The organism is Paraburkholderia phytofirmans PsJN, assembly GCF_000020125.1.
In the GTDB taxonomy this organism is placed as follows: Bacteria; Pseudomonadota; Gammaproteobacteria; order Burkholderiales; family Burkholderiaceae; genus Paraburkholderia; species Paraburkholderia phytofirmans.
Genome location: NC_010676.1, coordinates 3,483,389 through 3,508,662, shown reverse-complemented (window position 1 = coordinate 3,508,662; position 25,274 = coordinate 3,483,389). Strand labels below are relative to the sequence as shown.

Genomic DNA, 25,274 nt, shown 5'->3' with positions numbered 1-25,274 from the left:
TTTCACTTCAGCTCGCCTCGAACGGAGCGGATATTAAAGAGATACCCACGGCGTAGCTTCATGACATAAATTGAGGAGGACGTACCGTACGCGCGTCTGCAGCGAACACTGCAACCGGCGCGATCTGTCATGGAGGAACCGCTGTGAGAGAAACAACTGATCCGTCAGGCGATGTGAGCGCCGACCTTGATGAAAGTATTCTTCTTCCGCAACTCGCCTGTCCCGCAGGCAGGATCGGCATAGCTGTCGGCGATATGTTAGAGCGATCGAATCACGCCGTCATCATGAAGTCATTCGATCTGCTCGACTTGCACGCGAACGAGCGGGTGCTCGAAGTGGGCCTCGGCAACGGCGGCCACATCGCGCTCGTGCTCGAGCAGGCCGAGACACTACGCTTCACTGGCATCGATATATCGCCAACCATGATCGCCGCCGCTCGCAGACGCAACGCAGCCTTTGTGCGCGACGGCCAGGTCCGGCTCGAAACGGCCAACGTTGTTGGTATGCCGTTCGCCACCGCCTCGTTCGACAAAGCGGTGACGAGCAATAGCACGTATTTCTGGCCGCACCTGACGGCCGGCCTGAAGGAAATTCGCCGCGTGTTACGCGTGGACGGCACGCTGGTAATCGCGGCCATCACACCCGAGGCGGCAATCGAGATGCCTTTTGCCGAGTACGGTTTCACCGTGCATGACGCAGCGGCACTCGAAGCCGCCTGCCTGGCCGCGGGATTCGGTCGGATCGGCATCACCCGATACCTCGAACCGCTCAGCGACCCGCCACAGGAGCATGGCCCGCGCGAATTTTATCTGCTGCGGGCGTGCGCCGCCTGACACGGCGGCGTCCGGATGCAGCCTACGCGGTAACCTTCAATGCCCGATACCGTGCGCGCGTTCGAGCAGCAGCTCGCGCTCGCGCGCATTGCGCGTCATCCCGGCGGCCCGTTCGAATTCTGCGCGCGCTTCTTCCATGCGTCCCAGCTTGGCTAGCAGATCGCCGCGTACACTCGGCAGCCAGTGATAGTTCGCCAGCGCAGCGTCGCTTGCCAGTGCATCGACGATCTCCAAACCGGCCGCCGGACCGAACGCCATGCCGACCGCCACCGCGCGGTTCAACTCGACCACCGGCGACGGCGCCACTTGCGACAGCGCGTCATACAGCGCGACGATCTGCGCCCAGTCGGTATCTTCCGCGCGACGCGCACGGGCGTGACATGCGGCGAGCGCTGCCTGCAACGCGTACGGGCCGCTCGCGCCGCCCAGCGCATGCGCGCTGTTGAGCGCGGCCAGTCCACGGCGGATCAGAAGCGGGTCCCAGCGGCTGCGATCCTGATCGAGCAGCAGCACCGGACGGCCTTGCGCGTCCGTGCGCGCATGCGTGCGCGAGGCCTGAATCTCCATCAGCGCGACGAGGCCGTGCACTTCGCTTTCGTCGGGCACGAGACCGCTCAGCACGCGGCCGAGCCGCAGCGCTTCCTCGCAGAGCGCCGGACGCATCCAGTCGTCGCCGGCCGTGGCCGAATAGCCTTCGTTGAAAATCAGATAGATGACCTGCAGCACCGAAGCGAGCCGCGGCGCGCGTGCGTCCGCTTGCGGCACCTCGAACGGCACCTTGGCCGCCGACAGCGTGCGCTTGGCCCGCACGATGCGCTGTGCGACGGTCGGCTCGGGCACGAGAAACGCGCGCGCGATTTCGTCCGTGGTGAGGCCGCCGAGCAGACGCAACGTGAGCGCGACGCGCGCATCGGTCGATAGCACCGGGTGGCACGCGGTGAACACGAGCCGCAGCAGATCGTCGCCGATATCGTCGGCGCGGGCGGCATCGAGAGCATCGACGAAATCGGGCACGAGATGCGCCTCCATCGCGTCGAGATCGTGACCCAGCTCCTGGTGCTTGCGGGCATGCAGCGCTTCCTGCCGCAAGCGGTCGAGGGCACGGTTCTTTGCGGTCGCCATCAGCCATGCTCCCGGGTTGTCGGGCACGCCCGCGTCGGGCCAATGTTCGAGCGCGGACACCAGCGCGTCTTGCGCCAGTTCCTCGGCAAGCCCGACGTCGCGCACGATCCGCGCGACGTGGGCGATGACCTTGGCGGATTCGATCCGCCAGACTGCCTCGATGGCACGGTGGGTGGCTGCCGTGGTCACCGCTTCAGCCCGCCGCCTTGCCGTTCGGGTCCATGTAGATGAGCTCCCAGATGTGGCCGTCGATATCCTCGAAGCCGTGCCCATACATGTAGCCGTAGTCCTGCGGCGCGCGCGGCACGGTGCCGCCGGCGGCGAGCGCTTTGGCGACCAGCGCATCCACCTCCGCCCGGCTTTCGCACGACAGGCCCACCAGCGCTTCCGTGCTTTCCTTCGGATTGCACAGCGACTTGCGGGTGAACGACTTGAACAGGTCCTTGACCAGCAGCATCGCGTAGATGTTTTCGCCGAGGATGAGACAGGCCGCCTGTTCGTTCGTGAATTGCGGTTCGAAGCTCAAACCGATCGCGCTGAAGAAGGCTTTCGATCGTTCGAGATTGTCGACCGCGAGATTGACGTAGATCTGCTTATGCATGACGGAGTCCAATGATCGGTTGCGGACAGGGCGCGGCTGGAACGCCCTGCGCCGTGTTCAGCTCGCCTCGGCGAGCGTTTTCAGATTGTTCAGGCCGTCCTCGAAATCCTTGCCGACCAGCTTGTCCATGCTGAGAAACGCCTGAATCAGCTTCGAGATGAACGGCGCGCGCTTCGCGTTTGCGCTTCAGCGCTTGCCGGCGTCCAGTTCGCGGAACCGCTCCAGCTCCGGGCCGGGTTCGAAGTCGTCGAATTCAAACAATTGACGCACCTCGATTTCGCCGTCCGCCTGGTCGCCGAAGGGCGCCGGAAAGCGCCGCGCCCATTCCATGGCTTCTTCACGCGAGCGCACCTGGATCAGCGTATAGCCGGCAATCAGTTGTTTGGTTTCTGGAAACGGGCCGTCGACCACCGAGCGCGTCCCGCCGCTGTAGCGAATGCGCCAGCCTTTCGAACTCGGTTGCAGGCCGGTGGCGTCGAGCAGCACGCCGGCTTTAGCCAGCTCTTCGTGATACGCGCCCATCGCGGCCATCAGGGACGCTTCCGGCATCTCGCCGGCTTCGCTGGCCGCGGTCGCTTTTACGAGGATCATGAATCGCATCGCCGTGACTCCTTATCGTTGTGAGGGGGAGAGCCGCGCGCTTGGCTGGCTTCTTACTCACATGACGAGCAACGCTCGGCCGGATCGACACACTTGCCGATCCGCCAGGGAAAACCCCGAAACCATATGCCGTCGATGCGAGAACCGGCTAGAGGAAACAAGGTCCGAGCTTGCGGACTTCGACCGTGCACCACGTTGCGGCCGGGCAAGCTTCGGCAATCGCCACGGCTTCTTCACGCGTTTCGACATTGAGCAGGAAGAACCCGCCGACCATTTCCTTGGCTTCGGCGAACGGGCCGTCGAGCAATTTCGGCTGACCGTCGCGCACCTGGACGCGCACGGCGTCGTTCAGGGACGTGAGCGATTCGACCGCGACCAGTTTGCCGCGCGCTTTGAGATCGGCGGAGAAGCGGACCATCTGATCGTAGACTTCGCGGCCCGCGGCTTCACCGCGTTCAATGCGTTGATTCGGGGGTTCGACGATGAGCAGCATATAAGACATGGCGTCTCCGATTTTGATCGCGCCGCGGATGTGAACGCCCTGGAGGCGTATGAAGGCAAAAACGCGCGTGCGGTGGGCTGGCGAGAGGCAGTCTAACAAGCATGAAAGCCTCCGGCAAACCTGATCCGGCACGCGCGCGGCGGCCCATTGGGCGTTTTACGGACACTCGTAATATCCGCGCGTCATGGGGAGTATTTTTTTGGCCGGCACGGTAGCACCGCTTGAAAGCATTTCACCGGCGCCCAAGGATTAGCGCCGTTCCTTTCTTTCGTCGACGCGGCTGAATGAAAAAACGCCCACGAAGGGCGTTTCATTTGCGCGTATGAGAAAGAAGAAACGCGTGCAGTCGGCTCAGACCGTCGCTTCCGCAATCGCCTGCACCTGCGCGGACCTCATCAGCCCTTCGATCATTCGCGCTTCCGCGCTCGCGATCTCGCTCAGCGATGCCACGAACAGTTGTCCGTCGAGAATCGCCAACGCCGTGCACAAACGGGCGTATTCGCCGTCTTGCAATGCCCACGCGCCTTCGTCGTGTTCACGCATGTCGAGTTGCACCATCGCGGCATGTGCGCTTTCGATGTCGGACAGAACGTCTTCACCGAGGCCGAGGCGTGCAAGTTCCTGCGACACCAGCAGATGCCGGCTCAACGTCATATGCAGATTCCGCGAGCCGTGGCCGTGACGGAATGCATCGAGGGCGGTGTAGCACTGCAATAGCATCGCTGACGTAACCGGCTCATGAGCGGTGCGGCTATAGGTCAGCGCGCGCAACAACGGGGACATGGCCGACTGGTTGTGCTTGCGGACTCGCGATTTACTGGACATATCGGTTCAACCTCCTTCTCTGACTCTCGGCTTCGCCACCGAATTCTTTTGCGCCGGTGACAAACGCCGCCGATACGCCGGCGGCTTGACAGACCCTGATGTGAGTCTGTGCAGCCATCATGGCAAGCAACTATTAAGACAGACTTAAACGGCTTCAAGTCCGGTTTTCATGCAGCATCTCACACTACGCAACCAGCGGGTTGTTCAATTCCGCCAAAAGCGTAGCGCGTAGCGCAACGTTGGGATATCGGTTCGAACTTGCCGATTACAAGTCGCGTCGCGCGTCACGACGAAAAAAAACCCTGTTCCCGCGAGGGAACAGGGCCTGACAGGATGGAACAGTCGTACTCGCGCGTGGATGCTCGCCGACGTATAACCACCGCAAACTCGCAAAGCTGTTGTTACTTGAACTACACCTGCTGAAGCTGTGTTGCGTGAACTACCACGACAAATAAAACGTGCTGCCGATACTGCTGCTGCAAAACCATTCGTTTCAGAACTGCTCACTGCAATTACAGTCGGGTCCCTCGCCTTCAACATCGCCTGACTGCAACCCCCTGCTGATTCACGCGCAAATTACATGGATCGCGCGCCGTTTGCATTGCTTCGACTACCTACTGCTTTACTGCCCTGCCGCGTTCGACAACCGCGGCAAACTGCCATCAACGGTACGGTTCAAAACAACGCGGGGGAAGACCGCGTCGATGGGGCTCGGTGATTTGTCGCTCCATGGAAAACAGTGTATTCCGGCAGGTGCGAATGCAATTGGGCGAAGCGAAGGGATTTGGCAGGCCAGTTTGGCGAATCGGTGTAACAGGCCGGTTTTGTCAGAGGTGAGTGGCGCGCAGCCTGCGTCGCCACGGCAAAACATGCGGTTATCGCGCGGGCCAATTCGTCGCCGACGACCTCGGCCGCACAGCGCAGAAATGCGCGAGTCGCAATGGCAACGACGCGCGCGACGGCACCGTCGCTCGCTGATCTTTGAGCATGTGAGCTTGCAAGACGCGCAGCGCGATCTCGTCAGCCGCGTGCGGCGAAATCGCTGATCGTCAGCAGCACTTTTTCGCCTGGACGCGCCAGCAGTTTTCTCTCCGCTACAGCGGTGATGCGTTTGCGGCCGTCAGCGAACGTCTTCAGTACACGTTCCTCGCCGGCGCCGCGTTGCAACCAGAAGTGCTGCTCCAGGGCCTCACGCGTGACGGCGCATTCGAGGTCCCGGCCTCGCGTCGAAAGCTGGAAAATCACCGTGCGTCCGTCTGCCGAGACGCTTGGTTCAAACTCGATAATCTCCATGGCCCACCTCGCAAAGTTCGTTAAACCGCTCGCCGTGTTGAACGAACGACACCGAAAAAAACTGAATACAGATGCGAAACACGCGTTGAGTTCTTTCGACTGATCAATGCACGCTATCGCGCCACGGCCAGGCTCACTGTGCGCTGGACCACTGTCGGGTGGCCGAAGCATGCGCGCTGGACCCGCGCGGACGTTTCGCGCGGAACTCGTGCAGTAGCGCATTCAACCCTTCCGTTATGGCTTGCGTGCTGCGCCGCACGCCTCGCGACGCGGACGACAGCGCGAACCACGAATGCGGCGGCCGAAGCTCGTGGCACATGCCTCGCGCATCGGCAAAGCGCAGACAACCCGTGTCGGGATAAAAGACGAGCGTGATCGCGTCGCCGTCGACCCCGTGCGTGACCGTGAATGATTTCGTATTCAGCATTTTCGTTGTTATGCCAGGTGGCGTCGGTTATCGGCGGTTCGACGTTCGAACCCACACGCGCCAGCAATTCGCGAGTGAGGCAAAAGCAAAGCGCATGCCAATGACCGAAAACTTTGTCGCATGAGCCGCGGCGAACGCGACACCAAAAGCCGGCACCATGCGGCTAGCAAGCCGCAAACGCCGACTGCGCATGAAAAACCGTGTGCGATAGCGCAAGAATCCGCTACGCGGCTGACCTTATGACGAAGGCATCTGCGTAACCGGCGACTAGCGAACTCGAGAGGCACAAACATAACCGCGTGGTAAAAAAGCGCTGCTGGCGCGACAATTCACGACCATTCTTACTGGCCGCCGGCACGCCGGAAACGCTACCAACATGTCCGGTAAAGAATCTGTCTTCACCCTGCGCCCGGCATTGGATACGGACGAGGCCTTTCTATTCGAACTGCGCAAGGCGACCATGACGGAGCACTTGGCGCGCGTCGGCGAACCGTCGGACGACACCGAGCATCGCGCGCGTCTGCTGCATCGTTATGACACAGCGCGCGTGATTTGTATCGACGGCGCGCCCGCCGGTTTGCTCAAAGCGCATCGCACCGACGCCGAGTGGGTCGTCGTGCAATTGCAGATCGCGCCTGCGCTGCAAGGGCGCGGTATCGGCGAACGCGCGCTGCACACGGTGTTGCGCGCCGCGCAGGCCGACGCGTTGCCAGTCACCCTCAAGGTGCTCAAAGGCAATCCCGCGCAGCGCCTTTACGAGCGCCTCGGCTTCGAGATCGTCGGCGAAGATGAGAGACAGTTTCACATGAGGCGCGCGCCGCGCGCGTCGGCGGAAATTGAAGCAGAATGAATGTCGGATAAAGACAGATACGCAACGGACTTGATATGACCTTTCGCGACCTCTCCGCCATCACAAGCTGGCACGCCCATGTGTATTTCGATGCGGGCAGCCGCGACGCCGCATGGACTTTCCGCGAGCAGATTAGCGCCCACTGGGGCGACGCACTGCAACTGGGTCGCTTTCACGAGCGTCTGGTCGGACCGCATCCCATGTGGTCGTATCAGCTCGCCTTCACGCAATCGCAATTCGCCGACGTGGTCGGCTGGCTCACGCTCAATCACGGCGCGCTGGATATCTTCCTGCACCCCAATACCGGCGATGCGTTACGCGATCACCGCGACGCCGCCGTATGGATCGGCCATTCGTACGAACTGGTGCTGAGCGCGTTGAATTGACTGCGGTGAACGCGGCGCGCGGCGAACCGGATCGCGCGCCGCCTCTTGCGGCTCACATGTTCGAGTACGAACTGCACCAGCCGCGCGCCGCGACTTGCTTGTCGCCGAACAGCGTGCATCCGCCGTATGCGTCGCTGGCTTTGCCCTGGAACAGCGAGCAGTTGGCACAGCTTTGTCCGGCGGCGTAGCCCGGAAACTTCGCTTTGTCGACCTTGGACGCGTCCTCTTTATAGCCGACGGCTTGCGCCTTCGGATCGGATTCGCTGAGTGTATTTGCCGTGTCGGCGAAGGCGGCACGCGTGAGCACGAACGCAGAGCCCGCGCTCACGCCCAGCAGCAGAAAATGGCGACGCGATGTTTTCATATGGGTCCAATGGAAAGTGGGGACTTGCCTCGATCGCGATAACCGCCGTCAATCGAGAAATCGCGTGAACCGTTCAACTGGTTCGCGCTCGGTGCGTAACGTGTTGACCAAAGCGTTTTCGTCGGCGAAACCGAGTGACATGCCGCACACCAGTTGCTCTTCAGGCGGCAAGCCGAGTTGCTCGGCAATCACCCGATGAAACGGCGTAAAGGCGGCTTGCGGACACGTATCGAGACCTCGCCCGCGCGCGGCCGTCATGATCGCCTGCAGGAACATGCCGTAGTCCAGCCAGCTGCCGCGCCCCATCACCCGGTCGATGGTAAAGAACAAGCCCACTGGTGCGCCGAAGAACCGATAGTTTTGCGCATGCTGCTCGTGCATGCGCGCCTTGTCGCCTTTTTCGATGCCAAGCAAACCGTACAGATCCCAGCCGATTTTGCGGCGCCGGTCGATGTACGGCGACACCCATCGATCCGGATAGTACGGATACTCTTCCTGGTACAGCGCTTCGCGTTGCGGGTGGTCGTAAGCGTCGAGCAATGCCCGCGAGAGACGCGCCAGCGACTCGCCCGTCACCACGCAGACTTTCCACGGCTGCGTATTGGTGCCCGACGGCGCGCGGCTGGCGGCTTCAAGAATGGCTTCGATATCGGCGCGCGGCACCGGCGTGGACAGAAAGGCGCGAATCGAACGCCGCGTGAGGAGCGCGGCGTCGACGTTATTGACGGGGGTGGTCATCGGTGAATTCCGGTGGAACCAGCAATTGTGGCGGTCTCCGGGAATTCTAGCGCGAGCGCGCGCTTTCCCGCTGGCGCGCCGGCAACGCCGGCCGCGCGCAGCGCGGTTTAGCGCAGTGGCGTTTTCAGCGCATCGATGAGATCGAGCGGATCGTAGGGCTTGCGCATCAGCATCGCGTGCGGCAAGACCGCGCGCTGTGCCGGCGTCAGCACGAGGTCGTAGCCGGTCAGAAAGATCACGCGCAGATCAGGCCGCTCGCGACATACGTCGAGCGCTAGATCGACTCCCGACTTACCCGCCAGCCCCACGTCGGTCAGCATCACGCTGATCGCGTGTTCGCTGAGAATCTGCTTGGCGTCATGCTCGCCTTCGGCTTCCAGAATGTCGAAGTCGAACGTGCGCAGCAATTCGGCGGTGCTCACGCGAATCAGTTCGTCGTCTTCCACCAGCAGAATCCGCAGCCGCGTTTGAGTGACGAAACTATCGGCGCCATCCGGCGTCACGGGTGGATCGATCTCGAGAAGATGCTGCTCGGCCTCGGCAATTTCGGCCGCTTGCGGATTCTGCGCTTGCAGCACGTAGCGTACTTTGCGCGCCAGCGCTTCGTGCGTGTACGGCTTGCTGAGCAATTCGATGCCTTCGTCGAGCCGCCCTGAATGCACGATCGCGTTGTCCGTATAGCCCGACGTGAACAGCACCGCGATCGCCGGCAACCGCTCGCGCGCCTTGCGGGCGAGTTCGGTGCTGCGCAACGGGCCGGGCATCACCACATCGGTAAATAGCATGTCGATCGGCACGCCACTCTCGACAATCGCCAGCGCGCTTTGCGCGTCTTTCGCTTTCAGCACGCGGTAGCCGAGATCGGAGAGCATTTCGACCACGGTCGTGCGCACTTCCTCGTCGTCTTCGACCGCGAGAATCGTTTCCGTGCCGCCCTTGGCGGGACCGGCTTCGATATTCGTTTCGAGGTCTTCTTCCTGGCGCACCCGCGGCAGATAGATGCGGATCGTGGTGCCGTGGCCTTCTTCGCTGTAGATCTTCACATGGCCGCCGGATTGCTTGACGAAGCCATACACCATGCTCAAGCCGAGGCCCGTGCCCTGGCCTTCGGCCTTGGTCGTGAAGAACGGTTCGAACACGCGCTCGCGCACTTCCGGCGACATGCCGGCGCCCGTGTCGGTGACCGCCAGCATCACGTACTGGCCCGGCGTGACCTCCGCGTTGCGTTTGGCGTAGGCGTCGTCAAGCGCGGCGTTGCCGGCTTCGATCGTGAGCTTGCCGTGGCCGCTCATGGCGTCACGCGCGTTGATCGCCAGATTCAGCAGCGCGTTCTCGACCTGAAACGGATCGACCAGCGTATTCCACAAGCCGCCCGACACGATCGTTTCGATTTCGACGCCGTCGCCGAGCGCGCGTCTGAGCATGTCGTCGAGACCGCGCACGAAGCGGCCGAGATTGACGACCTTCGGCGCGAGCGGCTGACGCCGCCCGAACGCGAGCAGTTGCGAGGCGAGGTTCGCACCGCGCGCCACACCAGCCAGTGCATTGCGCACGCGCTGCTCGGGCTTCTCCGAACCGGCGACGTCTTTCGCCAGCAGTTGCAGATTGCCGCCGATCACTTGCAGCAGGTTGTTGAAGTCATGCGCGACGCCGCCCGTGAGCTTGCCGATCGCTTCCATTTTTTGCGCCATGCGCAGCGCTTCTTCGGCGTGCCGCAGCGCCTCGGTGGTTTCCTTATCCGCGGTGACGTCGCGGCCCACGCCGTGGATGCGCGTGGTATCGGGATCGAGCGCGAGTGTCCACGCGACCCAACGCCACGTGCCGTCGATCCGCTTGAAGCGGTTTTCGTAACGCACCGGCACGCCCGTCCTGCGCAGTTCGGCCAGGTGCGTGCGGACCGTCTCTACGTCATCGGGATGAACCAGATCGACATAGGAACGCGACATCAGCCAATGCACGTTATGACCGAGCGCCGTGCTCCACGATGGACTCACACGCTGCAAGCGGCCTTCGATATCGGCCACGACCAGCAGATCCTCGCTCAGCTCCCACAAACGGTCGCGGTCCGCTACCGTTTCGATCACGCGGCGCTCCAGCGTTTCGTTCAGATCGCGCAACGCGCTTTGCGCCTTGGTGCGCTCCGCGATTTCAATTTGCGCCGCCTGATACAGGCGTGCGTTGTCGATGGCAATCGCCGCCTGCGCCGCGATGCCGGCCACGATCCGCTCGGCGCGCTCGGTGAACACGCCAGGCTCCGGGTGCCCGAAGAACAGGCCGCCGACCACTTCGCCGCCACGCGATTGCACCGGCGCGGCCAGATAGCTGCGCACCTTCACATGGCCATCCGGCATGCCACGATGCGGCGCGTTGTGGCCATAGCGCGGATCCTGCGTGATGTCGTCGACGCGCACGATGCCGTCGCCCTGGAACGTGGGCGCGAACACCGCCGTGTTGCGCGGCATGGGCAACCGCTCGAACGCTTCCTTCTGCACGCCGGAGAGCGTGAACAGCATGTAGCTGCCGCCCTTCTGGTCGAGCACGTTGTAGAAGAACGAGCCGAACGCGGCGCCGGTCAGTTCGGTAGCCGCGTCCGTCACGATCTGCACCGCGCGGTTCAGGTCGAGTTCGGCCGCCACCGTGGAGCCGACGCGATTGAGGATCTCCAGCGTGCGCGATTCCTCGCGCAGCTTCATCTCGGTCTCGCGACGCAAGCGCGCGAGTTGCAGATTGCCCGATACGCGGGCCAGCAGCTCGCGCGCAGAGAAGGGCTTGGTCAGATAGTCGTCGGCGCCATGCTCGATACCGTCGACGCGCGCTTCCTCACCCGCGCGGGCCGACAGCATCAGTACCGGCGTGTCGCGCAAATGCGGATCGGCGCGCAGCGCCCGCAGCAGGCCGAAGCCGTCGAGGCGCGGCATCATCACGTCGGAGAGCACCAGATCGGGCGCTTCCGCGCGCGCGGCTTCGAGCGCGGCCTGGCCGTCGCTCGCGAGCCGCACGTCGTGGCCCGCCGCTCGCAAGATGCGGCTCATATACTCACGCAAGTCCGCATTGTCGTCGACGACCAGCAGCCGCGCGGCGGCGGCCGGCGCAGCCTCGGGCGACGTCTCGTCGGCCGATGCCGTTTCGATCGACGCGCCGTCCACGATCTCGTTCTCCGGGCTCCAGCGCAACGCGGCATCGACATAGCTGCGCGCGTGCTTGCTCATGGTGGCATGCACGCCTGCGTCCTCGCGCTCGGACTGCACGGCGCCGGACGGCAGCGACACGGTAAAGCACGCGCCTTCGCCGAGCACACTGTCGACCCGCACGGTGCCGCCATGCAGCTTCACCAGTTCCTGCACCATCGCGAGCCCGATGCCGCTGCCTTCGACCGAGCGGCCCGGTGCGCCCGCCACGCGATGAAAGCGCTCGAACAGACGCGGTACTTCTTCTTCCGCGACGCCGATGCCGCTGTCCGTCACGCTGACCTCGACGCCGCCTGTGACCGCGCGAACCGCGACCCGGACCGTGCCGAAAAACGTGAACTTGTACGCGTTCGACAGCAGGTTCATCACCACCTTTTCCCACATCTCGCGGTCGAGCTGCACGACCACGGGGGTAGCCGGAATCTCCACCTCGAGACGCAGGCCGGCCGCCTCCATCGCGGACTGGAACAGCGACGCGAGTTCAGCCGTGAAGGCCGCGATGTCGGTGGGCTGCGTGTGAATCTCGATGCGCCCCGCCTCGATCCGCGAGAAATCCAGCAATGCGTTGACGAGTTTCAGTAAGCGCAAGCCGTTACGATGCGTGATCTCGATCAGCGCGCGGTCGTCGATATCGCTGCGTGTCTGCGCGTTATTACCGCTCGGGCCCGGCTGCGGCCTCGCGAGCAGTTCTTCGAGCGGGCCGAGCATCAGCGTCAACGGCGTGCGGAATTCATGGCTGATGTTGGAGAAGAACGTGGTCTTCGCCCGATCGATTTCGGCCAGCGCTTCCGCGCGCCGCCGCTCTTCTTCATACGCCTGCGCGTAGCCGATCGCCGCGCCGATCTGGCCGGCGACCAGGTTCAGGAAGCTGCGGTAGGCGTCGTCAACCAGGCGGCAAGGATTCAGGCCGGCGATCAGCAGCACCGTCTGCGTCGACTCGCTGCCGGCCGACACCGGCAGGATGACCGCCTGCTCCGGCGCGAGATGCCACGGTCCCCTCGGCAACGCGGTGCCGAAACGCTGCGTCAAGTCGCGCACCATCTGCGGCGCCTGGATCTTGACGACGTCGGCGATCGGCCAAAGCGATTCACCGACGCGCATCGTCTGCGGCGCCGCCGGATGGCCCGGCTCGATGCCGCACGCGCCGACCAGCGTGACCGTATCGCTGCCGGGTTCGGCCGCATAAAGCAGCGCAAAGGGCAGGTCTTGCGGATTCGCCTGCAACGCGCGCGCGCTGAGTTCGCACGCCTCGCGCCAGTCGCGGCCGTTCGGGCTGACCGCCGCCAGCTCCTTCAACAGCGCCAATTGCCGTTCGCCGACCACCTGCGCCGTGTTGTCGCTGTTGGCGCAGATGATCCCGCCCGGTTCGCCGTCCTCGCCGGGAATCGGGCTGTACGAGAAGGTGTAATACGTTTCCTCGGGAAAGCCGTTGCGCTCCATGATGAGCAGCTTCTGTTCGACGAAGATGCCTTCGGCGCCCGCCAGCGCTGTATCCAGAAGCGGCTCGATGTCAGTCCAGATTTCCCGCCATACGACGCGGGTCGGTTGACCAAGCGCGACCGGATGCTTGCCGCCGATGATCGATTTATACGGATCGTTGTAAAAATAGAGCAGCTCGTCGCCCCAGCCGATCCACAGCGGCTGACGCGACGTGAGCATGATGCGGATCGCGATCTTCAGACCTTGTGGCCAGGTGTCGGGCGCGCCGAGCGCTGTCTGCGTCCAGTCGTAGGCGCGGATCAGCGCGCCCAGTTCGCCGCCGCCGGCAAGGAAGGACGGGGCGGCCGAGCCGACGAGCGGTGCATCCGACATGAAGCGGTCCGGCTGTTTCAACGCGATCTCCTCGACGCGGCGGGTCATATTCGTGCGGACCGCTATTGCAAAAGCGGTGCCTGATACGACGGATGGCTAACGATCACCACGCAATTAATGTAGCGCGATTCTCGCACGTAGCGGTGTGCCGGAGGAAGTTGAGACGACGCGCCGAAACCCCAAGCAGCGGGCTTTTCGCGGCATGGGAGTGAGCGTTATGCGGAGGATTGTGCGGAGTGGATGAAACGCCGCGAAATGAAACCGACCTGCAGGTAAAACGTACCTCGACGCAATGCGTGCGCAGAGGCAATTTTCCCGATCGCCACGCCTTCGGCGCGCGACCGGGTTTCTTCGATCATTGCGGGCTTGCAATGTCTTTACAGCAGGCCCACACACACCGCAGCGACGATCGAGCCCAGCACCAACACCGCGCCGATGGTCTTGCGCTTGTTCAACTCCGTCCAGAGCAGAACGCCGGTGAGCGACAGCAAGATGATGCTGCCCGCGAGCGTATCGATCAGCAGCACCCAGCCGACGCTCAGGCCCACGCCCTTGTGCAGGTTAGTCAGCATCGCGAGAAACGTGTTCTCGCTGCGCTTGACCGTCACATAGCCGTTGCCCACCCAGTACTCGGCGGACGTGTTCTCATGCGGCGACGCGAAATTGAGCTGCCAGTGCTCCGGCTGGACGACGCTGCGCTCGCCCCATGCCACCGGATGAGCCGGCTCTTTCTGCACGCGCCCGGGCGTGCCCGCCAGTTTCAGTTCGTGCTTGAGCCATTTGCCCAACTCACGCGGCGTTTCCGGCGCGGGTTGCGGCAACGGCACCTGCAGCATTGCCACTTGCGGCTCGCCGGTCGACACTTTGAGCGGTCCGCCGCGATGGTTCAGCAGGAACCCCGTGGTGCCGAACAGCAAACCCAGCGCCGCGCCCCACAAGCCGACCCAGCCATGCACCTTGCGCAGCCATTTGACGAAAGTGGCGCGGCGCGAACGCTGCTGCCGCGCTTTCAATTCGTCGTTGTCGAGCCGCTGCGGCTCGCGCGTCGTTCGGTCGATGCCCGCGGGCGCTTGAACATCGATAGCCTCGGGTACGCTCACGTTTCACTCCAGGTTCGCAACAGATTGTGATAGATGCCGACGAGGCTGCGGCGCGCAGTATCGTCGGCGTGACTGGCATTCAGCCGTTGAATCGCGGTGTCCATGTCGAACAGCATCGCGCGCTGTGTGTCGCTGCGCACGAGGCTTTGCACCCAGAAGAAACTCGCGATCCGCGCGCCGCGCGTGACCGGCGTGACCTGATGCAAACTCGTCGCCGGATAGACGATCATGTCGCCGGCCGGCAATTTGACCTGCTGCACGCCGTACGTGTCTTCGATCACGAGTTCGCCGCCGTCGTAGTCGGCGGGATCGGAAATGAACAGCGTCACCGAGACGTCGGTGCGCAGCTTCACGCCATTGGGCAGCACGCGCACGGCTCCGTCGACGTGACTGCCGAACTGCATGCCGCCTTCGTACCGGTTGAACAGCGGCGGATACACCTGGTTCGGCAACACCGCGCTGATGAACAGCGGGTTGCGTTCGATCGAGGCGAGAATCACATCGCCCAGTTCACGCGCAACCGGCGTGTGCTCGGCGATCTGCTGATTGCGTTTGACGGGCGCGCCCTGATAGCCGGCGGTCGCGCGGCCGTCGACCCAGGCGTCGCCGGCCTGGTCGAGCCGCTCGCGCACGAGCCGCAACTGCTCGGCGTTCAGTACGTTCGGTATGTGCAACAACATGGTGTTTCCTCTTTGCGTCGGCTTGCCGTTCTTGGAAACGGCAAGCCTAACGCATCCCTTCAACGCGTATCAGAAGCGGTAGTCGAACGTCGCCAGCAAAGTGCGGCCGATACCCGGCACGGACCGGCCGCCGTCGGACGGGATCAGCGCGTCGTAGTAATACTTGTTGGTCATGTTCAACAGGTTCAGGCGCACGTCGTATTTCTTCGCGTGATAGGCAGCGGTCGCATCCCAGCGCGTGTAGCCCGGCACCTGCACGTAGTTCGTATTCGATGCATAGCGCGGCGACATATACGTCGGACCGCCGCCGATTTCCCAGTGCGGCGTGATCGCGTAAGTGGTCCAGAACGTCAGCGTATTGCGCGGCGTGTTGGCCGGCACGTGCCCTTGCGTACCGTCGCGCGCCTTCAGGATGATGGCGTCCATGTACGTGTAGCCGCCGAACACTTGCCACTTGTCGGTAATGTGGCCCGTCACGCCGGCCTGGAATCCGTCGACGCGAACGTCGCCGTCGAGTTCGTATTCGGTCGGCGAAACTTGCGTGCGCGCGTTGGTCTTTTCTTCGCGGAAGAACGACGACGTCACCGAGAGATTGCCGCCGAGCAGATCCCATTTGCCGCCGACTTCGTACGACTTGGTCGACTCAGGTGCGAGGTTCTGCGTAAGGTTGGTCACCGTCAGCGCTTCGAGCGACGGGTTGAACGACGTGCCGTATGACACGTAGTACGACTGCCAGTCGGTCGGCTGATAAATCACGCCGGCGCGCACGCTGGTGAAGAAGTTGGTTTGCGTCGCGTAGCTCGGCGCGCTGATCGTGTTGTGAATCTGTGCCTGGAAGCGATCCCAACGCAATCCGCCAATCACCTTCCACTGCTGGCCGATCGACACGGTGTCGTTCACGTACGCGCCGATTTCGTTCGAGCCGGAATCGGCGTAGTTGCCGACCGTGGTGGTCACACCGGCAGGGTTGGACAGATACGCCGGGTTCACCATCGACACGACCGGCAAGTTACCGCGGGTTTGCGCCTGGTTCGAATAGCTGTCGTGGCCGAGGTCGACGCCGGCGATCAAATCGTGCTTGATCGGGCCAGTGACGAACTTGTATTGCAGCATCGTGTCGTTGTAGAGCGAGTGGTTCTCGATCACACGGTCGTGGCTTTGCAACTTGATGAACAGTTGCGACGGCGACAGCTTCGTAAAATTGCCGTTGCTCAACGCGGGGCTGGTGGCGAGCGGTCCCGTCAGCACCGCTTGCGGCGCGGTTTCGCGCGCGTCGGTCATCGAGTGCGAGAACTGCGTCTGGTTCGTCAGGATCAGGTTGTCCGAGAACTTGTGCTTGATCCCAGCCGTGACGGTCTGGATGTCCTGGATCGTGCGGTCGGTGGTCAAGCCGTAGAACGTGTTCTTCGGCACCGGCGACGGGCGGCCGTTCAACGCCTGCACGCCGTAGTCCGGCATGTCGTAGTTGTGCTGGATCAGCGCGGAGATCGTCACTTCGGTCGGCGTGCCGATGCCGAAGCGCACTTCCGGCGCGATGCCGTAGTCCTTGTTCTTCATCTCGTCGCGCGTCGAACCGAGACTTTGGCCGAACGCGTTCAGGCGAATCGCCGAGGTATCCGTCAGCTTGTGGTTCACGTCGACCGTGCTGCGATATTTGGCGTCCGTGCCGATCATGCCCGTGACTTCCGCCGAATCGTGCAGGTTCGCTTTCTTGCTGACCTGGTTGATCACGCCGCCCGTCGAGCCGCGGCCGAACAGCATCGACGACGGGCCGTACAGCACTTCGAGTTCTTCGAGGTCGAAGGTGTCGCGATAGTACTGGTTGCGATCGCGGAAGCCGTCCAGGTAGATGTCGTTCTGTGCGGTGAAGCCGCGCAGGTTGATGTTGTTGCCGATCTGGCCGCCTTCGGCCGCGCCGATCGTCACGCCCGGCGCATTGCGCAACGCGTCCTGGAACGAAGTGGCGCCTTGCGATTGCAGCACGGCCTTATTGATGACGGTGACGGTCTGCGGAATGTCGCGCAGCGCCGTGGGCGTCTTTGCACCGACCGTCGCACGCTCTGCCTGGAAGTCCTGTTGTTCTGCTTGCGCCGCCACGCCGATGGTGGGCAAGCTGCCGGCGTCGGCTGCGGTGGTTATCGTCGCATTTGCATTCGCGGCCGGCGGCTGCGAAGTGGTTTGCGGAGCAGTCTGCGCGACCGCCGGAGTCGCAAAGGGAACGGCAAAAGCTAACGCTAACGCAGTCGCAAGCGGCGTGTGGTTGAACATGGGAATTCCCGTCGGAGATGCGTTTGCCGGATTCGCATGTCTGAGATCGAACGACGGCAAAGTCGCAATTGGCTGGCTGCCGGTCTCGTGCGCAAAGGCACCGACGACGGGATGGCTGGCTGGTGGTTAAATGAGAATCGCTATCATTCCACACGCATAAAACCGCATCAATCGCGATATTGCTTACCCCTAGTAACAGAATTGTTTTTGTTTCTTACGTATGTAGGCACTTTGTAATTTTCAAGGGCGCTCTGACGACACTTTCTTACGCATTTGTAATATTAAGGGCGTTGAAAGGAAAGGCTTTCAACACCGAAAGTCAAAAAGACGCCGCCAGAAAGCTTTCAATTAAATAACAATTGGCCGCATCTGCGGCCAGCACTCAATCCCGACTCGGTTTATCCTTTTTGCAACACTGCTTATCGAACTGTTCCGTTCATCCCCGGAGTTGACATGCAATACCGCAAATTCGGCCGTACCGGCCTGACCGTGTCGCGCCTATGTCTCGGCACGATGACTTTCGGCCTGCAGACCGAAGAAGATGCCTCGCATCGCATTCTCGACACGGCGGCAGATGCCGGCGTGAACTTCATCGACACGGCCAACGTGTATCCGCTCGGCGGCACGGAAAACCTCGCCGGCCGCACGGAAGAGATCGTCGGGCAATGGCTGAAGGGCAAACGCGAGCGCTTCATTCTGGCGACCAAAGCGGTGGGCAAGATGGGGCCGTCCGCGTGGGATCAAGGCGCGTCGCGCAAACATCTGCTGGATGCGATCGACGCCTCGCTGCAACGCCTCGGCACGGATTACGTGGATCTCTACCAGCTCCACTCCGACGACGCGAATACGCCGCTAGACGAAACGCTCGAGGCGCTCGACGTGATCGTCCGCTCAGGCAAGGCGCGCTATATCGGCGTGTCGAACTTTCTCGCGTATCGGCTGGCGCGCGCGTTGGGCCGTGCCGATGTGCTGCGCGTGGCGCGCTTCGTCTCCGTGCAGCCTCGCTATAACTTGCTGTTCCGCCAGATCGAGCGTGAATTGTTGCCGCTCGCCGCCGAAGAGCAATTGGCCGTGATGCCGTACAACCCGCTCGCGGGCGGCCTGCTCACGGGCAAGCATCAACTAGACTCGGCGCCCACGTCCGGCCGGTTCACCGAAACCGTCGGCAAGGCCGGCGCGATGTATCAGCAACGGTACTGGCACAAACGCGAGTTCGAGACCATCGAGCAATTGAAAACGATCGTTGCGCCGACCGGCGAATCGTTGACGCGGGTTTCGCTCGCCTGGGTGCTGGCCAATCCGCTCGTCACGTCTGCGATTATCGGCGCGAGCCGCGTCGAGCAATTGAGCGACACGCTCGCGGCGTCCGAACTCGTGCTCGACGAACAAATCAAGACGCAGCTCGACGAAGCGAGTGTGGAATATCGCTGGGGCGACGCGGCGCGATGAGCTTGTTCAACCGGGCGGTGAAGGCCGCAGCGTTCATCGCCCGTAACGCAGCACCGTGCTCGTTGCCGCAATCACGTGATCCTTGATTGCGGCGAACAACGCGTCCCGCGTCAAACCTGGCGGCAATGCATCCGGCGGCAGATCGAGCGCATAGACTTGCGCAACGTAGTGATGCGGATTGTCGCCCACCGGCGGGCAGGGTCCGTAATAGCCCGTGCCGCCCGTCCGATTTGTGCCGGCGACGCTGCCGGGCGGCTGGCTGGCGCCGGCGTCGAGCGACGTCGTCGATGGCGCGACGCCATATAGCACCCAGTGCACGATTCCCAGACCCTTCGCGCCGTCGGGGTCGAAAAGGGTCACCGCATAACTCTTCGTGCCGGCGGGCGCGTTGCGCCATTGCAGGGCCGGCGATACATTGCCGCCGCCGCAATTGTTCGCGCTCGCCGCGTGGCTCGAATCCAGCGTGCCGCCGTCGGCCAGTCCCGGCGACGACACCACGAAAACTTCTGCCGCCACGACATGCACCGCGGCAAGCGCCAGCGCGGCGGACACACCGACCGGTAACAGGCGTCGTGCGACGCCGAAGCGATAGCTGCCAATCATCGTTTCTGACTCCGGCCAGGGTTCAGCGGTAGTCCAACATCACTTGAAGCGGCCCGTCCGCTCATTCGCTTCCGGCAGTTGCCGCGTTTCGCGCACGGATCTCGGATGCCATAGGCGCGCGCCGCCTTCGATGCCTGCATCGTTCGAAACGGTGGCGACGTTCGCCGGCAGATCGAACTTGAGGCGCGCCGCGTTGCCGCCGCCGATCCACAGCTTGTCGTAGTTCACGAGCGTACTCAGAATCCCGATCACCTTCTCAACGCGCCGATTCCAGCGTTTATTCCCGGCTTTTTCACGCGCCGCGTCGCCGATGTATTCGTCGTACGCCACGCCTTTCTTGCTGACGGGGTGATGCGCCAGTTCCAGATGAGGCATCAACTCGCCGTCGCGGAACATCGCCGTGCCCGCGCCCGTGCCGAGCGTCAGCACGAATTCAAGGCCTTGTCCTTCGATCGCGGCGAAGCCCTGCATCTCGGCGTCGTTGATCATGCGCACCGGCAGGCCGCCCAAGCGCTGCGCCAGCGAATCGGCGAGCGGAATGTCATGCCAGCCTTCCACGCCGAAATGCGGCGCGGTCAGAATGCGGTTGTTGCGCACCACGCCCGGAAAGCCGATCGACATCAGCGTAGGCGGGTCCTGTTCGACAAGCGGTGCAACCAGCTTCGCCAGCGCGTCCACGAGTTGATCCGGCGTGCACGGATGCGGCGTCGCCACCCGCAAACGCTCGGTTTTCATGTTGCCGTCCGCGTCGATGATCGCGGCTTTCAAACCCGTGCCGCCGACGTCGATCGCCAGAATCCGCTCGGTGCTGCTTGTCACTCTCGGCGTAGTTGACGGCTCAGTTGACGGCTCAGTTGACGGCTCAGTTGACGGCTCAGTTGACAGCTTAGTTGACGGCTTATTTGACCGTTTAAGCGCCGCATTCGCTGGCGCTTTGCTTGCCGTCTTACCCGGCGTCTTCGTCGCCGCCTTACGTGTCGTCTTGCGTGTCACCACGGTGTCCCCCGATTGTGTTGGTGCGACTCGTCGTTGAATTACTTCTTCTGCACAGCATCCCGTTTCAATGGCCGCCATGCGTGACCGTCGCGCGCCAATAGCGCGTCGGCTTCCGCGGGGCCTTCGCTGCCGGCCGCATAGCCATGCACCGGCACCGCGCCGCCGGTTTTCGGATGCAGCACGTCATCCACCGCACACCAGCTCGTTTCAATGCTGTCGGCGCGCTGAAACAGCGTCTCGTCGCCGAGCATGCAATCGTAGAGCAAGGTTTCATAACCGACGTTGGCGCGTTCCGCGAAGAAGTCGCCATAGTCGAACGACGACTGCACCGCGCCGATCTGCATGACCGGCCCCGGCGTTTTCACATTGAAGTCGAAGCTCGTACCGTGCGCCGGATCGATACGCAAGGTCAGCACGTTCGGCGTGAGCGCGTCGACGGGTGTGTCGCGGAACAGGCGGAACGGCACCGGCTTCAGTTGCACCGAGATTTCCGTGCGACGCGCGGCCAGGCGTTTGCCGGTGCGCAGATAGAACGGCACGCCGGCCCAGCGCCAGTTCTCGACGAACACGCGCGCCGCGGCGTAGGTTTCCGTCGTGCTGTTCGGTGCGACGTCCGGCTCTTCGAGGTAGCCGATGCCGGCCGGCCCCTTTTGGTATTGACCGAACACGACGTCGTCCGGCGTCAACGGCTTGATCGCGTCAAAGATTTCGGCCTTCTTGTCGCGCACGGCTTCGGCGTCGAACGAATTGGGCGGTTCCATGGCGACCATGCCGAGCAACTGGAACAGGTGGTTCGGGACCATGTCGCGGAACGCGCCGGTCTGTTCGTAGAACTTGCCGCGCCCTTCCACGCCGATGGTTTCCGCCGCCGTGATCTGCACGCAGTCGATATATTCGCGCCGCCACACGGGTTCGAACAGCGCGTTGGCGAAGCGCACCGCGAGAATGCTCTGTACGGTGTCCTTGCCGAGAAAGTGATCGATGCGATACACCTGCTCTTCTTTTGCATACGACAGGATGTGCGCGTTCAGGTCTTTGGCCGAAGCGAGATCGGTGCCGAACGGTTTCTCGATCACGATCCGGCGGAAGCCGCCGCCGTCGCCCTCTTTCAGCAGACCCGCCTTGCCGAGATGCTCGACGATCGGTTTGAAGAAGCGCGAACTGACCGCGAGATAGAAGATCACGTTGCCGCCCGGCGTCTGTTCGAGCTTTTGCTTGAGCTTCGTGAAAGTATCGTCGGTTTCGAATTCACCGGCCATGTATTCGAGGCGTTGCGCGACCCAGTCCCACGCCTTGTCGTCGAGCTTGCCGGCGTGAAAGGTGCTGGCCTTGTCGGCAGCGAACTGTTCGAGCGACTTGTGCAGATCTTCGCGCCACGCGCTCGTCTCGCGTTCGCCATGATTCACGCCGATGATTTTCATTCCATCGTCGAGCAGGCCATCCACCGCGAGGTTGTACAGCGCCGGCATCAGCAACCGCTTGGTCAGGTCTCCGCCGGCGCCGAAGATCACCAGCGTGCACGGCGGCGCGGGCCGCTTGCCGGGCGGCGAGGCCGGCGCTTCCTGCGGGCTCGCGCTGACTTTGCAGCTCGGCGGTTGACTGGCGGCGGGACGATCGGCTGCTGGGGTATTCGGTGTAGTCGACATGGGATTCACTTTTGGAAACCAATGGAACGGACGTGGTGATACATGAAAGACCACGCTTGAACCCACACAGTTCAAAAACGGCCACGCAACCTGCTCACCTTGCGACGTTGTATGGCTTGTGTAACCTCACCTAAGCTCGCCGCACCTCACTCGCACGTGCCGCCGCCGCGCGCTACTTCGCCGACGCATGCGCCGGTTCGGCAGCCGGCGCCGCCTCGACCGGGCATGCGGGCGCCGCGGCTTGCGCCGAAGGCGACGTCGGAATCGGCGCCTGATCCGTTTCGCCCGCCAGCGGCACGTTGCCCGACGCGCTCATCGCGCGCGGCTGCAACAGCAACGCAACCAGCCCGGTCCAGCCGGTCTGATGCGAAGCGCCCACGCCGCGCCCGTTATCGCCGTGGAAATACTCGTGGAACAGGATCAGGTCGCGTGAACGCGGATCGGCCTGCAATTGCGGGTAAGCGCCCATTACCGGACGCTCGCCGTCCTTGTTCTTCAGAAACAGCGTGGTGCAGCGGCGCGCCAGTTCGTCTGCAATCTGGCTCAGAGAGAACTTCTCGCCCGAACCAGTCGGATACTCGACTTTGAAATCGTCGCCGTAATAGCGGTGAAATTCGTATAGCGATTCGATCAGCAGATAGTTCACCGGCATCCATATCGGACCGCGCCAGTTCGAATTGCCGCCGAACACACGCGTATCGGATTCGGCCGGCAAGTATTTGACGGTAAAACTGTCGCCGTTGTGGTTGAACACGAACGGATGATCGCGATGGTATTGCGACAGCGCCCGCACGCCATGATCGGACAGGAATTCACTTTCGTCGAGCGCGCGGCGCAACAACGCTTTCATGCGATGCCCGCGCAATAGCGAGAGCAGTAGCGCATTGCCTTTGCCCGGCTCGTTCCAGCGCGAGACCAGCTTCGCCAGATCGGGGCGATGCTCGAGGAACCAGACCAGCCGTTCGCGCAGACCCGGCAAGCCGCCGTGCAGACGCTCTTCGAGCACGTGCACCGCGAATAGGGGAATCAGCCCCACGATCGAACGCAGCCGCATAGGAATGCTGCTCCCGTCCGGCAGATGCAGCTTGTCGTAGAAGAACTCGTCCTCGTTGTCCCAGAGACCGGTTTCGCAGCCGTCGTCGCAACTCACCGCCTCGGCGATATACAGAAAGTGCTCGAAGAACTTAACGCCAATGTCGACGAACACATGATTGGCGTACGCGAGTTCGAGCGCGATACGCATCAGGTCGAGCGCGTACGCGGCCATCCAGGCCGTGCCGTCGGACTGATCGATGTGCCCGCCGGTAGGCAACGGCGATGAGCGGTCGAAAATCCCGACGTTATCCAGCCCGAGAAAGCCGCCCTGAAAAATATTGTGGCCGTCGGCGTCCTTGCGATTCACCCACCACGAGAAATTCAGCAGTAGCTTATGGAAGACAAGTTCCAGAAAATCGCGATCCGCCTTGCCGGTGAGCGCGCGGTCAATTTCATACACGCGCCACGCGGCCCACGCATGCACAGGCGGATTGGCGTCGCCAAGCGCCCATTCATAGGCGGGAATCTGACCGTTCGGATGCTGATAGCGGTCTTTCACCAGCAACAGCAGTTGCCGCTTCGCGAAGGCCGGGTCGATCAACGCGAACGCGGCCGCATGAAACGCCAGGTCCCATGATGCATACCACGGGTATTCCCACTTGTCGGGCATCGACACGATGTCCGCGTTGCACAGATGCCGCCAGTCCCGATTGCGGCCTTGTTTGCGACTGGCGGGCGGCGTCGGCTGAAGCGGATCGCCTTCGAGCCAGCGCTGCACGTCGTACTGGTAGTACTGCTTCGACCACAGCATGCCGGCGAGCGCCTGACGCTGCACGAGCCGCGCGTCGGGGTCGGCGATCTCGTGTTGCAGCGCGCCATAGAATTCGTCGGCCTCGGCGATGCGGCGCGCGAAGATCGCATCGGCATCGAGTTGCACGTCGTCAGGACTCGACTGCGGACGCCAGCGCATGTACACCACGGCGCGTCCATACGCTTCGAGCTCGATCGCGGCATGCGCGCCGGCCTTAGTGCCGGTGTCGCGGCGGATCGCCTGTTCATCGCCATGCACCAGATAGTCGTTGAAGCCGTCTTTGAACGGCCCAGCACCGTCCATGTTGAAGAGGCGCTTGACGTTGGTGTCGTTCTCGCAGAAGAGCCACGTCACCTGCGGCACGTCTTTCGACCAGGCCGTCACGACAATCGGCTCATGCCCATGCTGGTGCCCGACCACCTGCGCCCCGCCGTTATGGTCCGTGCCGGCGACGAGCGAGGGCTTGTCGTTGCTCTCCTTCCAAGACCACGAATTGCGCGCCCAGATTTGGGGCAGCACATCGAGCGAGGCCGCCTGATCCGCGCGATTCTCGATGGTCACGCGCATGAGGATGTCGTCCGGCGCGTGTTTGGCGTACTCCACCTGCACATCGAAGTAGCGCGAATCGTCGAACACGCCCGTGTCGAGAATTTCGTACTCCGGCATGTCGCCGCCACGGCGCGCGTTTTCCTGAACGAGGTCGTCGTACGGATAGGCGGCGTGCGGATACTTGTAGAGCATGCGCATATACGAATGCGTCGGCGTGCCGTCGACGTAGAAGTACAGCTCCTTCACGTCCTCGCCATGATTGCCCTGCGCATTCGTGACACCGAACAGGCGCTCTTTCAGGATCGCGTCTTTCCGATTCCACAGCGCGAGCGAGACGCACCAGCTGAGTTTGTCGTCGCCAAAACCGGCAATGCCGTCCTCGCCCCAGCGATACGCACGGCTGCGCGCATGGTCGTGCGGAAAATAGTCCCAGGCAGTGCCGTCCGGACTGTAATCCTCGCGCACCGTGCCCCATTGCCGCTCGCTGAGATACGGCCCCCAGCGCTGCCAATGCGCGCAGTCGGCCGAATGCAGCCGTGAACCTTCAATGGTGGCGAGCAGATTGGCAGCGCGCAGCGGTGGCATGACTACATCCT

21 protein-coding genes are annotated in these 25,274 nt (G+C 62.7%); 4 read left to right on the top strand and 17 right to left on the bottom strand.

Annotated elements, in window-relative coordinates:
• Nucleotides 1-284: 284 nt before the first annotated feature.
• Nucleotides 285-833, top strand: coding sequence for a class I SAM-dependent methyltransferase (locus BPHYT_RS35230; protein ID WP_238535721.1), 549 nt, complete (start codon nt 285-287; stop codon nt 831-833).
• 36 nt (nt 834-869) lie between these two features.
• Here the strand turns inward: BPHYT_RS35230 and BPHYT_RS35225 are convergent, their stop codons facing one another.
• The 7 genes from BPHYT_RS35225 to BPHYT_RS35195 all read right to left on the bottom strand — a co-directional run bounded on the left by BPHYT_RS35225 (nt 870) and on the right by BPHYT_RS35195 (nt 6,203).
• Nucleotides 870-2,144: an RNA polymerase sigma factor gene (locus BPHYT_RS35225; protein ID WP_012428899.1), complete on the bottom strand. Its 1,275-nt coding sequence runs from the start codon at nt 2,142-2,144 to the stop codon at nt 870-872.
• A gap of 4 nt (nt 2,145-2,148) precedes the next feature.
• The gene (locus BPHYT_RS35220; RefSeq protein ID WP_012428898.1) at nt 2,149-2,556 is read right to left on the bottom strand and encodes a VOC family protein; all 408 of its coding nucleotides are present in this window, start codon (nt 2,554-2,556) and stop codon (nt 2,149-2,151) included.
• A gap of 186 nt (nt 2,557-2,742) precedes the next feature.
• A complete protein-coding gene (locus BPHYT_RS35215) occupies nt 2,743-3,156 on the bottom strand; it encodes a YciI family protein (protein ID WP_012428897.1) in 414 nt (137 codons plus the stop codon).
• A 148-nt stretch (nt 3,157-3,304) separates the two neighbouring features.
• Entirely contained in the window at nt 3,305-3,658 is a 354-nt protein-coding gene (locus BPHYT_RS35210) for a YciI family protein (RefSeq protein WP_012428896.1), read from the bottom strand.
• Between the two features lie 351 nt (nt 3,659-4,009).
• Nucleotides 4,010-4,483 (bottom strand): hypothetical protein, encoded by a 474-nt coding sequence (locus BPHYT_RS35205; protein WP_012428895.1) that lies wholly within the window; start codon nt 4,481-4,483, stop codon nt 4,010-4,012.
• 1,020 nt (nt 4,484-5,503) lie between these two features.
• Nucleotides 5,504-5,776, bottom strand: coding sequence for a DUF1488 family protein (locus BPHYT_RS35200; protein ID WP_012428894.1), 273 nt, complete (start codon nt 5,774-5,776; stop codon nt 5,504-5,506).
• A gap of 133 nt (nt 5,777-5,909) precedes the next feature.
• Nucleotides 5,910-6,203 carry a hypothetical protein gene (locus BPHYT_RS35195; RefSeq protein WP_012428893.1) on the bottom strand — a complete coding sequence of 98 codons (294 nt, stop codon included), beginning with the start codon at nt 6,201-6,203 and terminating at the stop codon, nt 5,910-5,912.
• Nucleotides 6,204-6,579: 376 nt separating this feature from the next.
• Here BPHYT_RS35195 and BPHYT_RS35190 point away from each other — a divergent pair, with 376 nt between their 5' ends.
• Both BPHYT_RS35190 and BPHYT_RS35185 read left to right on the top strand, forming a co-directional pair.
• Nucleotides 6,580-7,053, top strand: a complete 474-nt coding sequence (locus BPHYT_RS35190) for a GNAT family N-acetyltransferase (protein WP_012428892.1) — start codon at nt 6,580-6,582, stop codon at nt 7,051-7,053.
• A gap of 35 nt (nt 7,054-7,088) precedes the next feature.
• Nucleotides 7,089-7,439 carry a DOPA 4,5-dioxygenase family protein gene (locus BPHYT_RS35185; protein ID WP_012428891.1) on the top strand — a complete coding sequence of 117 codons (351 nt, stop codon included), beginning with the start codon at nt 7,089-7,091 and terminating at the stop codon, nt 7,437-7,439.
• 52 nt (nt 7,440-7,491) lie between these two features.
• Here BPHYT_RS35185 and BPHYT_RS35180 read toward each other — a convergent pair whose 3' ends face one another.
• The 6 genes from BPHYT_RS35180 to BPHYT_RS35155 all read right to left on the bottom strand — a co-directional run bounded on the left by BPHYT_RS35180 (nt 7,492) and on the right by BPHYT_RS35155 (nt 17,589).
• Entirely contained in the window at nt 7,492-7,803 is a 312-nt protein-coding gene (locus tag BPHYT_RS35180) for a high-potential iron-sulfur protein (protein ID WP_012428890.1), read from the bottom strand.
• A gap of 48 nt (nt 7,804-7,851) precedes the next feature.
• Nucleotides 7,852-8,541, bottom strand: coding sequence for a nitroreductase (locus BPHYT_RS35175; RefSeq protein ID WP_012428889.1), 690 nt, complete (start codon nt 8,539-8,541; stop codon nt 7,852-7,854).
• Between the two features lie 107 nt (nt 8,542-8,648).
• Nucleotides 8,649-13,589 (bottom strand): response regulator, encoded by a 4,941-nt coding sequence (locus tag BPHYT_RS35170; protein WP_012428888.1) that lies wholly within the window; start codon nt 13,587-13,589, stop codon nt 8,649-8,651.
• A 329-nt stretch (nt 13,590-13,918) separates the two neighbouring features.
• Nucleotides 13,919-14,641 carry a PepSY-associated TM helix domain-containing protein gene (locus BPHYT_RS35165; RefSeq protein WP_012428887.1) on the bottom strand — a complete coding sequence of 241 codons (723 nt, stop codon included), beginning with the start codon at nt 14,639-14,641 and terminating at the stop codon, nt 13,919-13,921.
• Entirely contained in the window at nt 14,638-15,321 is a 684-nt protein-coding gene (locus BPHYT_RS35160) for a Fe2+-dependent dioxygenase (RefSeq protein WP_012428886.1), read from the bottom strand. The genes BPHYT_RS35165 and BPHYT_RS35160 overlap by 4 nt, the downstream gene beginning before the upstream one ends.
• A gap of 69 nt (nt 15,322-15,390) precedes the next feature.
• A complete protein-coding gene (locus BPHYT_RS35155; protein WP_012428885.1) occupies nt 15,391-17,589 on the bottom strand; it encodes a TonB-dependent receptor in 2,199 nt (732 codons plus the stop codon).
• A 453-nt stretch (nt 17,590-18,042) separates the two neighbouring features.
• Between BPHYT_RS35155 and BPHYT_RS35150 the strand changes: the two genes are divergently transcribed.
• Nucleotides 18,043-19,038: an aldo/keto reductase gene (locus tag BPHYT_RS35150; protein WP_012428884.1), complete on the top strand. Its 996-nt coding sequence runs from the start codon at nt 18,043-18,045 to the stop codon at nt 19,036-19,038.
• A 33-nt stretch (nt 19,039-19,071) separates the two neighbouring features.
• Here the strand turns inward: BPHYT_RS35150 and BPHYT_RS35145 are convergent, their stop codons facing one another.
• The 4 genes from BPHYT_RS35145 to BPHYT_RS35130 all read right to left on the bottom strand — a co-directional run bounded on the left by BPHYT_RS35145 (nt 19,072) and on the right by BPHYT_RS35130 (nt 25,263).
• On the bottom strand, nt 19,072-19,641 hold the full coding sequence (locus BPHYT_RS35145; protein ID WP_012428883.1) for a YbhB/YbcL family Raf kinase inhibitor-like protein: 570 nt from the start codon (nt 19,639-19,641) through the stop codon (nt 19,072-19,074).
• Between the two features lie 39 nt (nt 19,642-19,680).
• On the bottom strand, nt 19,681-20,460 hold the full coding sequence (locus tag BPHYT_RS35140) for an ROK family protein (protein WP_012428882.1): 780 nt from the start codon (nt 20,458-20,460) through the stop codon (nt 19,681-19,683).
• 215 nt (nt 20,461-20,675) lie between these two features.
• A complete protein-coding gene (gene zwf, locus BPHYT_RS35135; RefSeq protein ID WP_012428881.1) occupies nt 20,676-22,283 on the bottom strand; it encodes a glucose-6-phosphate dehydrogenase in 1,608 nt (535 codons plus the stop codon).
• A gap of 172 nt (nt 22,284-22,455) precedes the next feature.
• A complete protein-coding gene (locus tag BPHYT_RS35130; protein ID WP_012428880.1) occupies nt 22,456-25,263 on the bottom strand; it encodes an MGH1-like glycoside hydrolase domain-containing protein in 2,808 nt (935 codons plus the stop codon).
• Between the last annotated feature and the right edge of the window lie 11 nt (nt 25,264-25,274).